Origin of the sequence: Stenotrophomonas sp. 704A1 (assembly GCF_030549525.1) — a bacterium.
In the GTDB taxonomy this organism is placed as follows: Bacteria; Pseudomonadota; Gammaproteobacteria; order Xanthomonadales; family Xanthomonadaceae; genus Stenotrophomonas; species Stenotrophomonas tuberculopleuritidis.
In genome coordinates, this window is sequence record NZ_CP130831.1 from 4,475,308 (window position 1) to 4,489,997 (window position 14,690).

The 14,690-nt window shown below is 68.7% G+C and carries 14 protein-coding genes; 6 read left to right on the forward strand and 8 right to left on the reverse strand.

The genetic code is table 11. The features are described 5' to 3' along the window. Positions 1 to 41: 41 nt before the first annotated feature. From Q5Z10_RS20445 to Q5Z10_RS20455, 3 genes are all read right to left on the reverse strand, one after another. Positions 42 to 557, reverse strand: a complete 516-nt coding sequence (locus Q5Z10_RS20445) for a cytochrome c oxidase assembly factor Coa1 family protein (RefSeq protein ID WP_303637168.1) — start codon at positions 555 to 557, stop codon at positions 42 to 44. Between the two features lie 25 nt (positions 558 to 582). Further along, the gene (locus Q5Z10_RS20450) at positions 583 to 2,808 is read right to left on the reverse strand and encodes a S9 family peptidase (protein ID WP_303637169.1); all 2,226 of its coding nucleotides are present in this window, start codon (positions 2,806 to 2,808) and stop codon (positions 583 to 585) included. Between the two features lie 184 nt (positions 2,809 to 2,992). Continuing rightward, a complete protein-coding gene (locus Q5Z10_RS20455) occupies positions 2,993 to 3,682 on the reverse strand; it encodes a glutathione binding-like protein (protein ID WP_303637170.1) in 690 nt (229 codons plus the stop codon). A 112-nt stretch (positions 3,683 to 3,794) separates the two neighbouring features. Here Q5Z10_RS20455 and Q5Z10_RS20460 point away from each other — a divergent pair, with 112 nt between their 5' ends. Further along, entirely contained in the window at positions 3,795 to 4,403 is a 609-nt protein-coding gene (locus tag Q5Z10_RS20460; RefSeq protein ID WP_154264758.1) for a TIGR00645 family protein, read from the forward strand. Positions 4,404 to 4,601: 198 nt separating this feature from the next. Further along, on the forward strand, positions 4,602 to 5,609 hold the full coding sequence (locus Q5Z10_RS20465) for an energy transducer TonB (protein ID WP_303637171.1): 1,008 nt from the start codon (positions 4,602 to 4,604) through the stop codon (positions 5,607 to 5,609). Between the two features lie 77 nt (positions 5,610 to 5,686). Here the strand turns inward: Q5Z10_RS20465 and Q5Z10_RS20470 are convergent, their stop codons facing one another. Further along, on the reverse strand, positions 5,687 to 5,941 hold the full coding sequence (locus tag Q5Z10_RS20470; RefSeq protein ID WP_303637172.1) for a hypothetical protein: 255 nt from the start codon (positions 5,939 to 5,941) through the stop codon (positions 5,687 to 5,689). 77 nt (positions 5,942 to 6,018) lie between these two features. On the opposite strand from Q5Z10_RS20470, the gene Q5Z10_RS20475 reads away from it, so the two are divergent. Beyond that, positions 6,019 to 6,822, forward strand: coding sequence for an AraC family transcriptional regulator (locus tag Q5Z10_RS20475; RefSeq protein WP_303637173.1), 804 nt, complete (start codon positions 6,019 to 6,021; stop codon positions 6,820 to 6,822). 72 nt (positions 6,823 to 6,894) lie between these two features. Here the strand turns inward: Q5Z10_RS20475 and Q5Z10_RS20480 are convergent, their stop codons facing one another. Genes Q5Z10_RS20480 through Q5Z10_RS20490 form a run of 3 tightly spaced genes read right to left on the reverse strand, consistent with a single transcriptional unit; the run spans position 6,895 to position 10,336 of the window. After that, a complete protein-coding gene (locus tag Q5Z10_RS20480) occupies positions 6,895 to 8,079 on the reverse strand; it encodes an ABC transporter permease (RefSeq protein ID WP_303637174.1) in 1,185 nt (394 codons plus the stop codon). Further along, the gene (locus tag Q5Z10_RS20485; protein ID WP_303637175.1) at positions 8,076 to 8,822 is read right to left on the reverse strand and encodes an ABC transporter ATP-binding protein; all 747 of its coding nucleotides are present in this window, start codon (positions 8,820 to 8,822) and stop codon (positions 8,076 to 8,078) included. Before Q5Z10_RS20485 ends, Q5Z10_RS20480 begins: the two co-directional genes overlap by 4 nt. Then, the gene (locus Q5Z10_RS20490) at positions 8,819 to 10,336 is read right to left on the reverse strand and encodes an alpha/beta hydrolase (protein ID WP_303637176.1); all 1,518 of its coding nucleotides are present in this window, start codon (positions 10,334 to 10,336) and stop codon (positions 8,819 to 8,821) included. The genes Q5Z10_RS20485 and Q5Z10_RS20490 overlap by 4 nt, the downstream gene beginning before the upstream one ends. A 237-nt stretch (positions 10,337 to 10,573) precedes the next feature. On the opposite strand from Q5Z10_RS20490, the gene Q5Z10_RS20495 reads away from it, so the two are divergent. From Q5Z10_RS20495 to Q5Z10_RS20505, 3 genes are all read left to right on the forward strand, one after another. After that, positions 10,574 to 11,095 (forward strand): DUF1203 domain-containing protein, encoded by a 522-nt coding sequence (locus Q5Z10_RS20495; RefSeq protein ID WP_303637177.1) that lies wholly within the window; start codon positions 10,574 to 10,576, stop codon positions 11,093 to 11,095. A 184-nt stretch (positions 11,096 to 11,279) separates the two neighbouring features. Next, the gene (locus Q5Z10_RS20500; RefSeq protein ID WP_303637178.1) at positions 11,280 to 12,449 is read left to right on the forward strand and encodes a lytic polysaccharide monooxygenase; all 1,170 of its coding nucleotides are present in this window, start codon (positions 11,280 to 11,282) and stop codon (positions 12,447 to 12,449) included. 180 nt (positions 12,450 to 12,629) lie between these two features. After that, positions 12,630 to 13,787 (forward strand): lytic polysaccharide monooxygenase auxiliary activity family 9 protein, encoded by a 1,158-nt coding sequence (locus Q5Z10_RS20505; RefSeq protein ID WP_303637179.1) that lies wholly within the window; start codon positions 12,630 to 12,632, stop codon positions 13,785 to 13,787. Between the two features lie 113 nt (positions 13,788 to 13,900). On the opposite strand, the gene Q5Z10_RS20510 is transcribed toward Q5Z10_RS20505, so the two are convergent. Then, positions 13,901 to 14,650: a ferredoxin--NADP reductase gene (locus Q5Z10_RS20510; RefSeq protein WP_029379813.1), complete on the reverse strand. Its 750-nt coding sequence runs from the start codon at positions 14,648 to 14,650 to the stop codon at positions 13,901 to 13,903. Positions 14,651 to 14,690 lie beyond the last annotated feature (40 nt).

A 14,690-nucleotide genomic window follows, 5' to 3' on the forward strand; every position in this document is an offset into this window, starting at 1 on the left:
AGCTGGCAACGCGGCCGGGCGTAGCGCCGCGTGATCGGCAGTCACAACGCGGCGGTCAGTGCACACTCGCCGCGTTCACGGCAGGCCTGCAACTCGCATTCTTCCGCGGCCTCGGCATCGTCCAGCGCGCTCAGGTCGAAGGTCTGCTTGTCATCGCCCAGCACGTACATCACCGGGTAGTCCCACACCCCATCGGAGCGGGTGCCCTTCACGAACAGGCGCCCCTGCGCGTGGGGCCCTTGCAGTGCCACGGTCAGGCCGACATCGCGCTCGCCGTTGATCGCGGTCTGCATGCTGCCCAACGGCAGCGCGCCCGCGTGCAGGGGTTCACCGAACGCCTGCACCAGTTCAACGCTGCAGCCGGCGCGACGCATCGCCTCGCGCATCGGCGGGCTGTCATGCGCGGCTTCGGTCCAGCGCAACACGCTCCAGGCGATCGCTCCCCCCAGCGCGCCCAGGAACAGCACCACGGCCACCGGCATCGCCCAGCGCCAATGACGGCACCACCAGCCCGGGGCGGCGGCGGCAGGGGTAGGAAGCGGCGGTGGCAGGGTCATCGGCGGGCTCCTTCCCGGCAGGCGGTCACGGTTTCAGGCAACGACCCAGGAACGCTTCGGCAACGCGGTAGCGATGCAGCGCATCGGCACCGGACAGGCCGTGCTTGGCACCCGGATAGGTCATCAGTTCGAACGGCTGGCCGCGCTTCTGCAGCGCGCTCATCAGGCTGGTCGAATTGGAGAACAGCACGTTGTCATCGGCCATGCCGTGGATCAGCAGCAGCGGCGAGCGCAGGCCCTCGATGTGGGTCAGCACGCGCGCTTCGCGGTAGCCGGCGTCGTTGCGCTTGGGCAGGTCCATGTAGCGTTCGGTGTAGTGGCTGTCATACAGGCCCCAGTCGGTCACCGGCGCACCGGCCACGCCACAGGCGTACTGGTCGGACGCCTTGGCCAGCAGCATCAGGGTCATGTAGCCACCGTTGGACCAGCCCTGCACGCCGATGCGCGCCGGGTCCACCCACGGCTGCTGCTTCAGCCACGCCACGCCGCGCAGCTGGTCGTCCACTTCCACCGTACCCTGCCTGCCGTACAGCGCGCCGCCGAAATCACGGCCGCGGCGCGGGGTTCCGCGGTTGTCCAGCGAGAACACCACGTAGCCGTGCTGCGCCAGGTACTGGTTGAACAGGTGGTCGCCACGGCCGGGCCAGCTGTCAGTGACGGTCTGGCTGGCCGGGCCGCCGTACACATACACCGCCACCGGGTAGCGCTTGGCCGGATCGAAGCCGTCCGGCTTGATCACGCTGTAGTTCAGCGGTGTCTTGCCGTCGGCGGCGGTGAGCGTGCCGAACTCGACCGGGCGCTGTGCGTCGCGGTAGCGCGCATACGGATGCTTCGGATCGGCCAGGTCGTTCTCCAGCAGCGTGGCGATCTTCTCGCCATTGGCACGGAACAGCTCGATCTGCGGCGGCGTGGTGCTGTTGGACCAGGTGTCGACATATACGCTGGCGTTGCGCGCAAAGCTGGCGCTGTGCATGCCCGGCGCCCTGGACAGGCGCTGCGGCTGCCCGCCCTGCAGCGATACCGCGTAGATCTGGCTTTCGCGCGCCGAGTCGATGCCGGCGCGGAAATAGACCTTGCCGGCCTTTTCATCGACCGCCAGCAGTTCATCCACCGACCAGTTGCCGTGGGTCAGCGCGGTGGTCTTGCCGGTGCTGTCGATGCGGTACAGGTGCTCGAATCCGCTGCGCTCGGATGACCACAGCACGCTGCCATCGTCGAGGAAGCGCAGGCTGTTGTGCAGCGGCACCCAGGTCGGGCTGGTCTCGCGCACCAGCACGCGCTGGGTGTTGCCCGCGAGCGCGACTTCGACCAGATCCAGCTGCTTCTGGTCGCGCGACTGGCGCTGGAACCCCAGGTGCTGCGCATCGCGCCAGTCGACCCGGGCCAGGTAGATGTCCTGCTGCTCGCCCAGGTCGATCCAGCGTGGCTGCGCATCGGCGGTCGGCGTGATCACGCCCAGCTGCACGCGCACGTTGGCATCGCCGGCAGCCGGGTAACGCTGCTCGATCACGTCGGTGCGGTCGGCGTAGACCTCGTAGCGCTTCTGCACCGGCACCGGGCTTTCATCGATACGCGCGAAGGCGATGGCCGAATCATCCGGCGCCCACCAGTAACCGGTGTGGCGGTCCATCTCCTCGTCGGCGACAAACTCGGCCACGCCATTGCCGATGGTGCTGCTGCCATCGCGGGTCAGCTGCAGCTGCCTGCCGCTGGCCAGGTCGATCACCCACAGGTTGCGGCCGCGGATGAAGCTGACGAAGCCGCCCTTGGGCGACAGCTTGGCATCGGTGGCGAAGCCTTCGCCGTGGGTCAGCTGGCGCACCGCCGCCTGGCCCTGCTGCTTGAGGTCGTACAGGTACAGTTCGCCGCCCAACGGGAACAGCAGGCGCTGTGCATCCGGTGACCACTGGTAATCGACGATGCCGGTCATCGCGGCGATGCGCTGGCGCTCGCGGCGCGCCTTCTCTTCGTCGCTGAGGGTTTCGGTACCGGGCAGCACGACCTTGGAATCCACCAGCAGCCGGGTCTGGCCGCTGCCGATGTCGTAGGTCCACAGATCCAGCTGGTTGCGGTCGCTGTCCTTGCCCCGCAGGAAGGTCACCCGCGAACCGTCGGGGGCCACCTTGGGCTTCATCAGGGTCGGGCCGGACAGCGGCAACGGGCCGGTGATGGCTTCCAGGGTCAGCTTTTCGGCGTGGGCGGCGGTACTGGTGGCGAGCATGAGGGCGAGCGAAGCGAACAGGTGGCGCATGGAAGATCCCGGCAAACGGCAGGTCCGCTCCCGCGCACAGCGCGGGGCGGTCGTCCCCCATCCTAACCAAGCCGGTGGGCGAAGGCAGCATGACCTTCTGCCCATACGGTGGCCCGGCGCTGGCGGAGCCGGGACGGGTAGCGCCGGCCCATGCCCGGCGAGCGCAGCGGCCTGTGCAGGCTCCTCAACGCTTCCCGAACAGGTGCTTGCGCTCTTCGTCGCTGAGCGGCTTGCCGGCGTTCGGGTTCACCTGCGCACGCAGTGCATAGGCGCGCTGGGTGGCCGGGCGTGCAGCGATGCTGTCATGCCAGCGCTTCAGGTTCGGGAAGGCGGCGAAGTCCGCCGGCAGCGTGTCGTAGGCGCCGATCCACGGGTAGCTGGCCATGTCGGCGATGGAGTAATCGTCACCGGCCAGGAAGGCATGCTGGGCCAGGCGCTTGTCCATCACCCCGTGCAGGCGCTGTACTTCATTGCCGTAGCGCTCGATCGCATAAGGGATCTTCTCCGGCGCATAGACGTTGAAATGGCCCATCTGGCCGCTCATCGGGCCCAGCCCGCCCATCTGCCAGAACAGCCACTCCAGAGTGGCCACGCGGCCACGCGGGTCGGCCGGCAGGAAGCGCCCGGTCTTCTCGGCCAGGTACAGCAGGATCGCACCGGACTCGAACACGCTCAGCGGGGCGCCGCCGCCGGCCGGCGCCTGGTCGACGATGGCCGGCATCTTGTTGTTGGGCGAGATCGCCAGGAAATCGGGCTTGAACTGGTCGCCCGAGCCGATGTTGACCGGGTGGATGCGGTACTCCAGGCCGGCCTCCTCCAGCATCAGGGTGACTTTGTGGCCGTTCGGGGTAGGCCAGTAATACAGGTCGATCATGGCGGCGGCTCGGGGTACGGAAAGGAACCTGGAGTCTAGTGCGTGAGTTGGCTTGGCACCGTCATGGCGGGCCGGTAACCTCGCCTCTCCCCCGAAACGCAGCATCCTCCGCATGAGTGCAAACCGACCTTCGCTCTCCCCGCTGTCCACCCTGATCTTCGCCTCGCGCTGGTTGCAGCTGCCGCTGTACCTGGGCCTGATCGTCGCCCAGTGCGTCTATGTGTTCCTGTTCGGCAAGGAACTGTGGCACCTGATCTCGCATTCGGCCTCGATGGGCGAGCAGCAGATCATGCTGATCGTGCTGGGCCTGATCGACGTGGTGATGATCTCCAACCTGCTGGTGATGGTGATCGTCGGCGGCTATGAGACCTTCGTGTCGCGCCTGCGCCTGGAAGGCCACCCGGACCAGCCGGAATGGCTGAGCCACGTCAACGCCAGCGTGCTGAAGGTGAAGCTGGCCATGGCGATCATCGGCATCTCCTCGATCCACCTGCTGAAGACCTTCATCGCCACCGGCGCGCTGGGCGGCATCCCGCTGTGCACCCCGGAGCAGATGAACGTCGCCGCCGCCAACATCGGCGCCGCGAAGTGCGCGATGCTGACCGCCGACGGCGTGCTGTGGCAGACCATCATCCACTGCGTGTTCATCCTGTCGGCGATCGGCATCGCCTGGACCGACAAGCTGATGTCCGGCAGCCACGACAAGGCTGCCGCGCACTGACGCCGACGCCGGCGGCCGCACCGTTGCCGCCGCCGGCCTGTCCCCCACCCTTGTACGCAAGGGTGGCCGGGATGCTAGATTGCACCCTCGCTGCAGGCGACGGTGACGCCGGGAAACGTCCCCCGCCACGCCCGGACGTTGCGTCCCGGCCCTGCGAATCAACGTTTTGGTAACGTCGTCTTCTTAGAGGGGAGCAGGATGTCGCACGTCACAATGATCGCTGCCGCGCGCCGGTGGATGCCGGTTGCGCTGGCATTGGCCCTGGCGGCCTGCTCGGGCAAGGAAGAAACACCGGCTCCGGCCGCGCCGGGTGCCGCAGCACCGGCCACTGCGGCGCCCGCCACCCCGGCGGTCGCCGCCAAGGTGCAGTCGATGGGCACCGAGCAGCTGCGCGAATCGGCCAGCCAGGCACTGCGCGAGAACCGCATGTATGCCCCGGCCGGTGACAACGCGATCGAGTACTACCTGGCGCTGCGCGACAAGACACCCGACGATGCCTCGGTGAAAAGCGCGCTGACCGACCTGCTGCCCTACACCCTGATCGCCGCCGAGCAGCACCTGGGCCGCGAGGACTTCGCCGAAGCGCAGCGGCTGGTGGCGCTGATCGAGAAAGTCGACGCCTCCGCGCCCGCGCTGCCGCGCCTGAAGGAAGGCCTGGCCAAGGGCGTGCAGGCCGCCGCCAAGCGCACCGAAGACGAGACCGAGAAGGTCAAGAAGGACGCCGAGGACCGCACCCGGCAGCTGGCCGAGCAGCAGCGCCTGGCCGAACAGCGCGCCAAGGAAGCCGAAGCCGCCAGGCAGATTGCTGCGCAGCAGGATGCGACCCGCCGCGACACCGAGCGCCAGGAAGCCGAACGCCAGGCCGCGGCCCGGCGCGATGCCGAGCAGAAGCAGCAGCAGGCTGCCGCACAGCAGGCCAGTGCCGCGCGCCAGGCTGCCACCGTCGCTGCGCCAAGCCTGCGTCCGGTCAGCACTCCGGCCCCGCGCTATCCGGCCGAAGCCCTGCGCTCGGGCACGTCCGGCGAAGTGCTGATGGAGATCACCGTCGGCACCGATGGTTCGGTGACCAATGCGCGCGTGCTGCGCGCCACGCCGTCGCGCATCTTCGACCGCGAAGCGCTGAACGCGGTCAAGCGCTGGCGCTTCGAGCCGGTCAATGCTCCGGTCACCACCCGCCGCACGCTGGTGTTCGCGCCGGGCGGCTGAGCAGGCCCTGCGTAGCGCCGGGCCATGCCCGGCGGGACTTCATCACAAGGCCCGGAGCGATCCGGGCCTTGTGCGTTTCAGCCCTGGCCGTCGATCAGTCGCTGCAGTGCCGGATCGCGCGCGGCCAGCACCTGGAACAGGCCCAGCGCGTGCAGGCCCGGCAGCAGTGCGCGCAGATCGGCTTCGGCGCCGGCCCGGGCAGCCGCATCGCTGGCCGGGTCCTGCCAGTCGCGCACGCTGGCCAGGAAGGCGCCGACGCTGCCCTTGCGCACGGTCAGGCCATTGACCTGCACATCGTTCTGCTGGTCGGCAAGGATGTCCTGCGGTTTCATGGGAGTGGGTTCCTTGGGATGAGTCTCCAGTCTCAGGCTTGCGCAGCGGCCGTTCTGCCGTATAACTGCCAATCCATATGGCAGATCAGCCAAACCACGCGCCTCTGATCGATCCCGCCCTGGCCGATGCGGGCGCCGGGCCGTGGCTGCTGGGCGTGCAGTTGGCGATGGCAGGCGCTCGCCGCACGCCCCGCCACCAGCACGCACGTGGGCAGTTGCTGGGCGCGCGGCGCGGCCTGCTGCGCATCGAAGCGGGTGACCAGCACTGGCTGCTGCCGGCCGGGCACGTGGCCTGGGTACCGCCGGAACTGCCGCATGCCTTGGCCAGTGTCGGTGACTTCGATGGCTGGAGCCTCTACTTCAGCACCGATGCCTGCAGGGGTTTGCCCGCTGCCCCCCGCGTCTTCCAGCCCAGCGCGGTGCTGCTTGCGACGGTGCCACGCGCGTTGCAATGGTCGGGCAGCACGCTGGAGGCAGCGCAGTTGCGCCTGGCGGCGGTGATCGGCGATGAAATCGCCGCGGGCGTTCCGCTGCCGCTGGCATTGCCGCAACCCCGTGATCGCCGCCTGCGGCGGATCGCCACCGCACTGGCCCGCGCACCGCATGACACCCGCAGCGTGCAGGACTGGGCCGCCGCCAGCGGCCTGTCCAGCCGCAGCCTGGCCCGCCACTGGCAGGCCGAAACAGGCATGGCACTGAGCCAGTGGCGACAACGCCTGCGCGTGCTGCTCGCGCTGCCACGCCTGCTGGCAGGTGAGCCCGTGATCAGCGTCGCGCTGTCGATGGGCTACGACACATCCAGCGCGTTCATCAGCGTGTTCAAGCGCGAAATGGGAGTGACGCCGGCGCGCTATGCGCAGCGGAGCGCTGCGCCGGGGTGAACGCAACGAGGCCCGGAATGACCGGGCCTCGCTTCAAACCCGCCGGGCATGGCCCGGCGCTACCGGTGGCGGTCAGCCCGAGATCGCCAGGCGCTCGTTGTGGTAGCGGCGCACGGCCGCGAACCACAGCACGGCGGCCAGGCCGAGGCTGGCGCCGAGGTAGATCGCCCAGATCGTCGGCGTGATCGCCTCGTGGCGGATCACTTTCAGCAGCATCTGGTTCTGCGACAGGAACGGCACCGCGTACTGCCACAGCTCGCTCTTCACCGGATAGGCCATCAACGCGTAGCCGGGCAGCATCGGCAGCAGCACCAGCCAGGTCATGTGGCTCTGGGCTTCCTTCATGCTCTTGGCCGCCGCCGACAGATAGGTCAGCAGCGAAGTGCCGATCAGCAGCATCGGCAGCATCACCAGCAGCATCTGCAGCATCGAGCCGACGTTCATGTTGAGCTGGCGACCGACATTGCCCGGGGCGATCTGCGCGCTGGCCTTGAACGCGACCAGGGTCAGCAGCAGCGACGCGAAACCGACCACGCAGGCGGCAGCGATCTTGCCGCTGACGATGGCGCTGCGCGAACCGGGGGTGGCCAGCAACGGCTCCAGCGATTGCCGCTCGCGCTCGCCGGCGGTGGAGTCCATCACCAGATAGGCGCCACCGATGAACGAGGTCAGCGTCAGCAGCACCGGCAGCAGCATCGACAGCATCATGCCGCGCTTGGCCTCGGCGCTGGCCATGTCCTGGTTGGCGACGTCCAGCGGCCGGGCGACCTGCGCGTCGACGCCGCGCGCCATCAACCGCAGCGCACCGACCTGGCCGTTGTAGGTCGCCAGTGCGGCCTGCAGGCGGGCGCTGGGCACTTCGGCGGCACGCCGCGTGCTGTCACGGATCACCTCCACCAGCGCCGGCTTGCCGTCGGCCCAGTCCTTGCCGAATCCGGGACTGATGCGCAGGGCCACGTCGATCTCCTGCGAACGGATGGCCTCGGCAAGGTCCTTCGGCGCAGGGGCGGCGTTCAGGCCCTGGGCCGCCAGGAAGCGCACCAGGTTGGGGGCATTCTCGGCACCGATGGTGGGAATCTGCAGCGGCTGCTCGATCTGGGTGCGCACGCGGCTCTCCGACAGCTTGCCCATGCCCAGGATCAGCAGCGGATACAGCAGCGGGCCGAACAGCAGGGTCAGCGCCAGGGTGCGGCGGTCACGCGAGAGGTCGCGCAGTTCCTTGCGCATCACGGTCATCAGGGTCGACATCATGCTCATGCGTGCAGGCCCTCTTCGCTGCCGATCAGTTTCACGAACGCATCTTCCAGATTGGGCTCACCGGCCTGCGCGCGCAGTTCATCGGCACTGCCGGAGGCCATCACCGTTCCCTTGGCGATGATGACGATGTGGTCGCACAGCGCACCGACCTCCTGCATGATGTGGCTGGACAGGATCACGCAGCGCCCCTGCTCGCGCAGGCCCAGCAGGAACCGGCGCAGCGCGCGGGTGGTCATCACATCCAGGCCGTTGGTAGGTTCGTCGAGGATCACGTTGCGCGGATCGTGCACCAGTGCGCGGGCGATCGCGGTCTTGGTGCGCTGGCCCTGCGAGAAGCCATCGGTCTGGCGGTCGAGGATGTCGGCCATGTCCAGCGCCTGGGACAGCACCTCGATGCGCTCGCGGATGCGCTGCGCCGACAGGCCGTGCAGTTCACCGAAATAGGCGATGTTCTCGCGCGCGGTCAGCCGCTTGTAGACGCCTCGCGCATCCGGCAACACGCCGAGATGGCGGCGCACTTCGACCGGATCGCGGGCGGCATCGATGCCGTCGACGGTGATGCTGCCCTGGTCGGGCGTCATCAGCGTGTACAGCATGCGCATGGTGGTGGTCTTGCCGGCGCCATTGGGGCCAAGCAGTCCGGTGATGCGTCCGTCCTCGGCACGGAAGCCGACATCGGCCACCGCCTGGATGCGGCCGCTGCGGGTGTCGAACGCCTTGTGCAGGTTGTCGGCGATGATCATGGGGCCCATCCGTTGAACGAGGTGAACGCCGGCACATAGGTCAGCGTGTCCAGGCAGCTGGCATCCAGCGCCTTGGCATCGGTGGTGTCGATGAACTGGCCGAGCAGGCGCGGCATGCAGCCCGCGGTCAGCGTGCCGTGGCCCTGGCCACGGGCCACCAGTGCGCGGCCATTGGGCAGGCCCTTGGCCACCTGTTCGGCATAGCGCGGCGGGGTGACCGGATCCAGCTCGCCGGACAGCAACAGCACCGGCAACGCGCCGGTGAAGGGCGTGGCAGCCGCTGCCGGTGCTGGCTGATGCGGCCACACCGGGCAGGCCGCGAAGAACGCGCGCGCAACGTCCGGCCCGATCAGGCTGTCGGCGGCCTCGGCCGGGGCCTGGTAACGCGGCGCGTCCTCGCTGCAGATGACCGACCACTGCATGCCGCGGTTGATCTGGAAGTCCATGCTGCGGGTGGCGCCGCGTGCCAGCGAGGCCAGAGGCGCATAGCGCCCCTGCGCGGCCTCGTCCAGCACCAGCGGCAGCAGCGAGGAATACTGCGGCACGTAGGAGAACGCGAAGGCCAGGCCGACCACGCTGTCCGGGGTCAGCACGTCCTGGCGCGGCGCATGGGTGCCGGGATCGCGGTAGTCGACCGTGACCGGTGCGCGCCGCAGGGTGTCCACCACGCTGCGCAGCTGCGCGCGGGTGTCCACCGGGAAGCGCTTGCTGCACGCCGGATCCTTGCGGCACTGTGCAGCCTGCAGCGTGATCGCGTTCTCGAAGGTGCTGGCGAAGTCGCCACCGACCACGACGTCATTGGGCACCACGCCATCGATCACGATGCTGCGGGTGTGCCGGGGATAGGCCAGCGCGTAGCGCTGGGCGACGCGGGTGCCATAGGAGCCGCCGACCAGGTTCAGGGTGCTGACCCCGAGTGCCTGCCGCACCGCATCCAGATCGGCGATGGCCTCGGCAGTGGTATAGAAGCGCGGGTCGGCGCGCCCCGCCAGCGAGGTCGCGCAGCGCTGGGCATAGTCGCGCAGCAGCGCTTCGCTGGGCACGGCATCCTCGTCCATCGGCAGCGCCTTGCCGTCGGCATCGAGGCAGGTGAGCGGATTGGAGCCACCGGTGCCACGCTGGTCGATCAGGAAGATGTCGCGCTGCTTGCGCACCTGGCGCAGGGCGGTATCGACGATCACCGCCACCTCGCTGGCCGCCTGGCCGGGGCCGCCGGCCAGGAAGAACACCGGGTCCGGCTGGCTGGAGCCGCTGTTGCCCGATTCCAGCCAGGCGATGCGCAGGTCGATCCTGCGGCCCTGCGGCCGGGCGCGGTCTTCGGGCACCTGCAGCGTGGCGCACTGGGCCTCCACGTTGGCGCTGGCGCCGACGGTGGTCAGCGTGCAGGGACGGAAATCGATCTGGCCGTAGCGGCGGCTGGGCGAGTCGTCGCCGGTGCCGGCCTGAGGCGCGCTGCAGCCGGCAATCAGCATGCTGACCAGCAACCCGGCCCGCCCCAAATGATGTCTTTGCATCGTGCGTGTTTCCCCTGGAGGATGTTCCTGCCGACCACGACGGACGGTCGCGGCGGATGTGACCAAACAGATGGGCCCACGTTACACGGGCCCGGCGCCGACGGCGACGGGCAATCGCGGCCGGCGTGCGCTGCGGCGGACGGCCCACGCCGGATGCAACGTCGGATGCAACGTCGGAATACGGCGAGCACGGGGCGGCGGCGCTGGCCAGAATGCGCCGAACGCCGGGAGACACCGATGACGTCGTGGTACCTCAGTGGCATCGACCACCAACCGTTCCAGTCCCTGTTCGATGAGGACGACCGCACGCTGGCCCGCCGCGGGATCGTTCGTCGCCGCGCCGACGGCGCTGCCAGCTATCCGTGCCGGATCAGCCTGACCGATGCGCCGCGCGGCGCCGAACTGCTGCTGCTGACCTACACGCACCTTGACCGTGACTCTCCGTACCGCGCCTCGGGGCCGGTCTTCGTGCAGCGGCAGGTGACCCGCTGCGTGCTGCCGCCGCGGGTGGTGCCGCCCTACGTGCAGCGCCGCATGATCTCGGTACGGGCCTACGACCGTGCAGCGTTCATGCTCAGCGGCCAACTCTGCGCCGGCACCGATGCCGGCGCGCAGCTGGACCGCCTGTTCGCCGATCCGGCCGTGGCCTTCGTCCAGCTGCACTACGCCGGCCACGGCTGCTTTTCGTGCCAGGCGGAGCGGGTGGCGCCCGCACCTGCCGAGGCCGCGAACGTGATCGTTGCCGCGCTGCATCCGTGACCTGCCGCGCACCCGTTCAGGCCGGCGTGAAGCCTGCGGGAACGGCTTCACAGCCGTGGTCACGGATCGGCACAGCGGCGGTTCCGTCGATGCGGGTGCGCCTCGATACTCGCTGCGGTGCCGTTGCCGGCGCGCTGCGCGGGCCTGCGGTCACCACTCCCTTCGACGACCACAAGGATGCGCCATGTCATTCCGATCCACCCCCGTCCTGTTGGCCACCGCACTGGCCGGTGCCGGTCTGGGCGTTGCCGGCAACGCGGCCGCGCACGGCACGATGATCACCCCGGTCAGCCGCGTCTATGCCTGTTTCCAGGGCAACCCCGAGAATCCGACCAACCCTGCGTGCGCTGCGGCCAAAGCGGTCGCCGGTTCGCAGGCCTTCTACGACTGGAACGGCATCAACCAGGCCAACGCCAACGGCAACCACCAGGCAGTGGTGCCGGATGGCAAGCTGTGCAGCGGCAACAATCCCACCTTCCGTGGCCTGGACCTGGACCGCAGCGACTGGCAGACCACGCCGATCCAGCCCGATGCCAATGGCAGGTTCACCTTCGTGTTCAAGGCTACCGCACCACATGCCACCCGCGACTGGCGCTTCTTCGTCACCCGCGCCGGCTGGCAGCCGGGCAGCCCGCTGCGCTGGGCCGACCTGCAGGAGTTCTGCACGCTGGGCAACACGCCACTGTCGGCCGATGGCACCTACAAGCTGCAGTGCACGCTGCCGCAGCGCAGCGGCCAGCACGTGATCTACAACACCTGGCAGCGCTCGGATTCGACCGAGGCGTTCTACACCTGCATGGACGTTCGCTTCGAGGGCAGTGGCGGCAGCACGCCGGTGCCACAGTGGCAGGACGCCGGGCCGGTTACCGCGCGTACCGAACTGCCGGTGGGCACCACGCTGGCGCTGCGCGTGTTCAATGCCAACGGCAACGACGTGGAGCGGGTGGAAGCAGTCCTGGCCGCCGGCCAGACCACGCCCGCGCAGTGGCCACTGGCACTGGCACGCAAGGTCAACGCCAGCGCGCAGCACGCGCGCGTGGGCATACTCGGCAACGGCGTGATCACGCCGACCGCCTCGGCCACGGCCAACCGCGTGTACCTGAAGGACGGCAACCGCTTCCAGCTGGATACCAAGGTGCCTGACCCGGGTACGCCCTCGCCGGGCGGCGATTTCGATCACGCGTATCCTGCCGGCATCGGCAGCTACATTCCCGGCCAGACCGTGGTGAAGGGCAGCGACGGCAACCTGTATGCCTGCCGCCCGTTCCCGGAAGGCGCCTGGTGCAACGTCAATGCCGAGGCCTATCGACCGGGCGTGGGCAGCGCGTGGCGCGATGCGTGGATCGCCTACTGAGACCCGGTGCAGGGAACGGCGGCAGAGCGCCGTTCCCTGCAAAGCGTGAGACGCGCCGGCCTTCGCGTGTGAGGTCGTTCCCACTCGACACCCCGCAGCGCGTTTTTGAATGTATTCCGATGGATGCGGGCAACGGGCATGCCGAGACTTCGCAGGGTTCCACCACCCACGGAGATCTCCATGCAACTGAACCTTCAAGCCGCCCTTGCGCTGTCTGTGATCGCGGGCATTGCCACGTCCGGCAGCGCGTCCGCCCACGGCACCATGTCCAAGCCTTCCAGCCGCGTCTATTCCTGTTACCAGGGAAATCCTGAAAACCCGACCAATCCGGCCTGCGCCGCCGCCAAGGCCATCGGTGGCGCGCAGCCGTTCTATGACTGGGCCGGGATCAACCAGGCCGAGGCCAATGGCAACCACCAGGCCGTCGTGCCGGATGGCGAGTTGTGCAGCGGCGGCAACAGCAAGTACCGCGGCCTGGACCTGAACCGCAGTGACTGGCAGAGCTCGCCGATCCGTGCCGACGCACGCGGCCGCTACACGTTCGAGTTCAAGGCGCCAGCGCCGCACGCCACCCGCGATTGGACGTTCTACGTCACCCGTGAAGGCTGGCAGCCGGGCAGCCCGCTGCGTTGGGCCGACCTGCAGGAATTCTGCACGCTGGGCAACGTGCCGCTTTCCGGCGATGTCTACAAGCTGGACTGCCCCCTGCCCAAGCGCAGCGGCCAGCACGTGATCTACAACACCTGGCAGCGCTCCGATTCGAAGGAAGCGTTCTACACCTGCATGGACGTACGCTTCGAAGGCGGTGGTGGCGTCGAGCCGCCGCCGCAGTGGCAGGATGCCGGTCCGGTCACCGCCCGTGGGGCCCTGGAGGAAGGCACCACTGTGACCCTGCGCGTGTTCAACGCCCAGGGTAATGATCTGGAACGTCCCGAAGTCACCCTGACCGCCGGCCAGACGGGCGCGGCACAGTGGCCATTGGCGCTGGCCCGCACGGTCAACGCCAGCGCCCAGCACGCCCGCGTGGGGGTGATGCACAATGGTGTGATCACACCCGTGGCCTCGGCGACCGCGAACCGCGTGTACCTGACCCCAGGCCACCGGTTCCAGCTGGACACCCGCGCACCGGACCCGGTCGAGCCACCGCCGGGCGACTATGACTTCGTCTACCCCGCCGGCATCGGCAGCTACATTCCCGGCCAGACCGTGGTCAAGGGCACCGACGGCAAGCTCTACGCCTGCCGCCCGTTCCCGGAGGGCGCATGGTGCAACGTCAATGCCGAAGCCTACCGCCCGGGTACCGGCTCTGCCTGGCGTGATGCCTGGATCGAGTACTGAGGCAGGGCACCGGGGGCGGCGTGATGCCGCCTCCGGTTCGTGGGGTTGCCGGCCAGCGGCCGGCACTGCCAGGGTTCATGGGGTTGCCGGCCAACGGCCGGCACCAGCCGGCCCTATTTGCTGCTGACGTACTTCTCGCGGCGGATCTGCGGGTTGCCCAGGCCGGCGGCCTTCAACAGCTCGGCGCAGGCATCGACCATGTCCGGGTTGCCGCACAGGTAGGCGATGTCGGTGGCCGGGTCCGGCGTGAAGCCGGCCAGCGCCTGCTGCACGTAGCCGTGCTGCACGTCCGGGTGCGGTTCGGCCGGCAGTTCGCGCGACAGGCACGGTACATAGCGGAAGTTCGGGTGCTTTTCGGCGAAGCTGTAGAAATCTTCGCTGTACAGCAGCTCACCGGGGCTGCGCGCGCCCTGCAACAGCACGATCTGCACACCGCGTTCGGCCATGGCCTTTTCCAGCAGCGGCAGCATCGAGCGGTACGGGGTAACGCCGGTACCGGTGGCGATCAGCAGGTAACGGGCATTGTGATCACCGGGGTTCAGGCAGAACCGGCCATAGGGGCCGGACGCACTGATCTGGCCGCCCTGCTCCAGCGCCTCGAACAGCGCCGTGGCGGCGCCACCGGGCACGAAACTGACCGCGATATCCACCGCCTCGCCCGGGCCGAGCGCGTGGTCGTGGATGGTCGCCAGCGAGTAGCTGCGCTTGGTTTCGGTGCCGTCGGCGTAGCTGAAATGGACCTGGATGAACTGGCCGGGCTGGAAATCCAGCGGCTGTCCATCGTCACGCACGAACTGGTAGTGGCCGACGGTCGGGGCCAGCATGCGGCAGCCGACCAGCTTGAGGGGGAATTGAACAGGCACGACTTTTCGGGACAGTGTGTAGCCGGGGCAAGCCCTCGGG

What these genes read in the sequence shown, in the direction of transcription:
- Q5Z10_RS20450 (WP_303637169.1), bottom strand. Translation starts at nt 2,808, where the DNA reads ATGCGCCACCTGTTCGCTTCGCTCGCCCTCATGCTCGCCACCAGTACC.
- Q5Z10_RS20500 (WP_303637178.1), top strand. Translation starts at nt 11,280, where the DNA reads ATGTCATTCCGATCCACCCCCGTCCTGTTGGCCACCGCACTGGCCGGT.
- Q5Z10_RS20470 (WP_303637172.1), bottom strand. Translation starts at nt 5,941, where the DNA reads ATGAAACCGCAGGACATCCTTGCCGACCAGCAGAACGATGTGCAGGTC.
- Q5Z10_RS20460 (WP_154264758.1), top strand. Translation starts at nt 3,795, where the DNA reads ATGAGTGCAAACCGACCTTCGCTCTCCCCGCTGTCCACCCTGATCTTC.
- Q5Z10_RS20480 (WP_303637174.1), bottom strand. Translation starts at nt 8,079, where the DNA reads ATGAGCATGATGTCGACCCTGATGACCGTGATGCGCAAGGAACTGCGC.
- Q5Z10_RS20475 (WP_303637173.1), top strand. Translation starts at nt 6,019, where the DNA reads ATGGCAGATCAGCCAAACCACGCGCCTCTGATCGATCCCGCCCTGGCC.
- Q5Z10_RS20490 (WP_303637176.1), bottom strand. Translation starts at nt 10,336, where the DNA reads ATGCAAAGACATCATTTGGGGCGGGCCGGGTTGCTGGTCAGCATGCTG.
- Q5Z10_RS20495 (WP_303637177.1), top strand. Translation starts at nt 10,574, where the DNA reads ATGACGTCGTGGTACCTCAGTGGCATCGACCACCAACCGTTCCAGTCC.
- Q5Z10_RS20505 (WP_303637179.1), top strand. Translation starts at nt 12,630, where the DNA reads ATGCAACTGAACCTTCAAGCCGCCCTTGCGCTGTCTGTGATCGCGGGC.
- Q5Z10_RS20465 (WP_303637171.1), top strand. Translation starts at nt 4,602, where the DNA reads ATGTCGCACGTCACAATGATCGCTGCCGCGCGCCGGTGGATGCCGGTT.
- Q5Z10_RS20455 (WP_303637170.1), bottom strand. Translation starts at nt 3,682, where the DNA reads ATGATCGACCTGTATTACTGGCCTACCCCGAACGGCCACAAAGTCACC.
- Q5Z10_RS20445 (WP_303637168.1), bottom strand. Translation starts at nt 557, where the DNA reads ATGACCCTGCCACCGCCGCTTCCTACCCCTGCCGCCGCCGCCCCGGGC.
- Q5Z10_RS20485 (WP_303637175.1), bottom strand. Translation starts at nt 8,822, where the DNA reads ATGATCATCGCCGACAACCTGCACAAGGCGTTCGACACCCGCAGCGGC.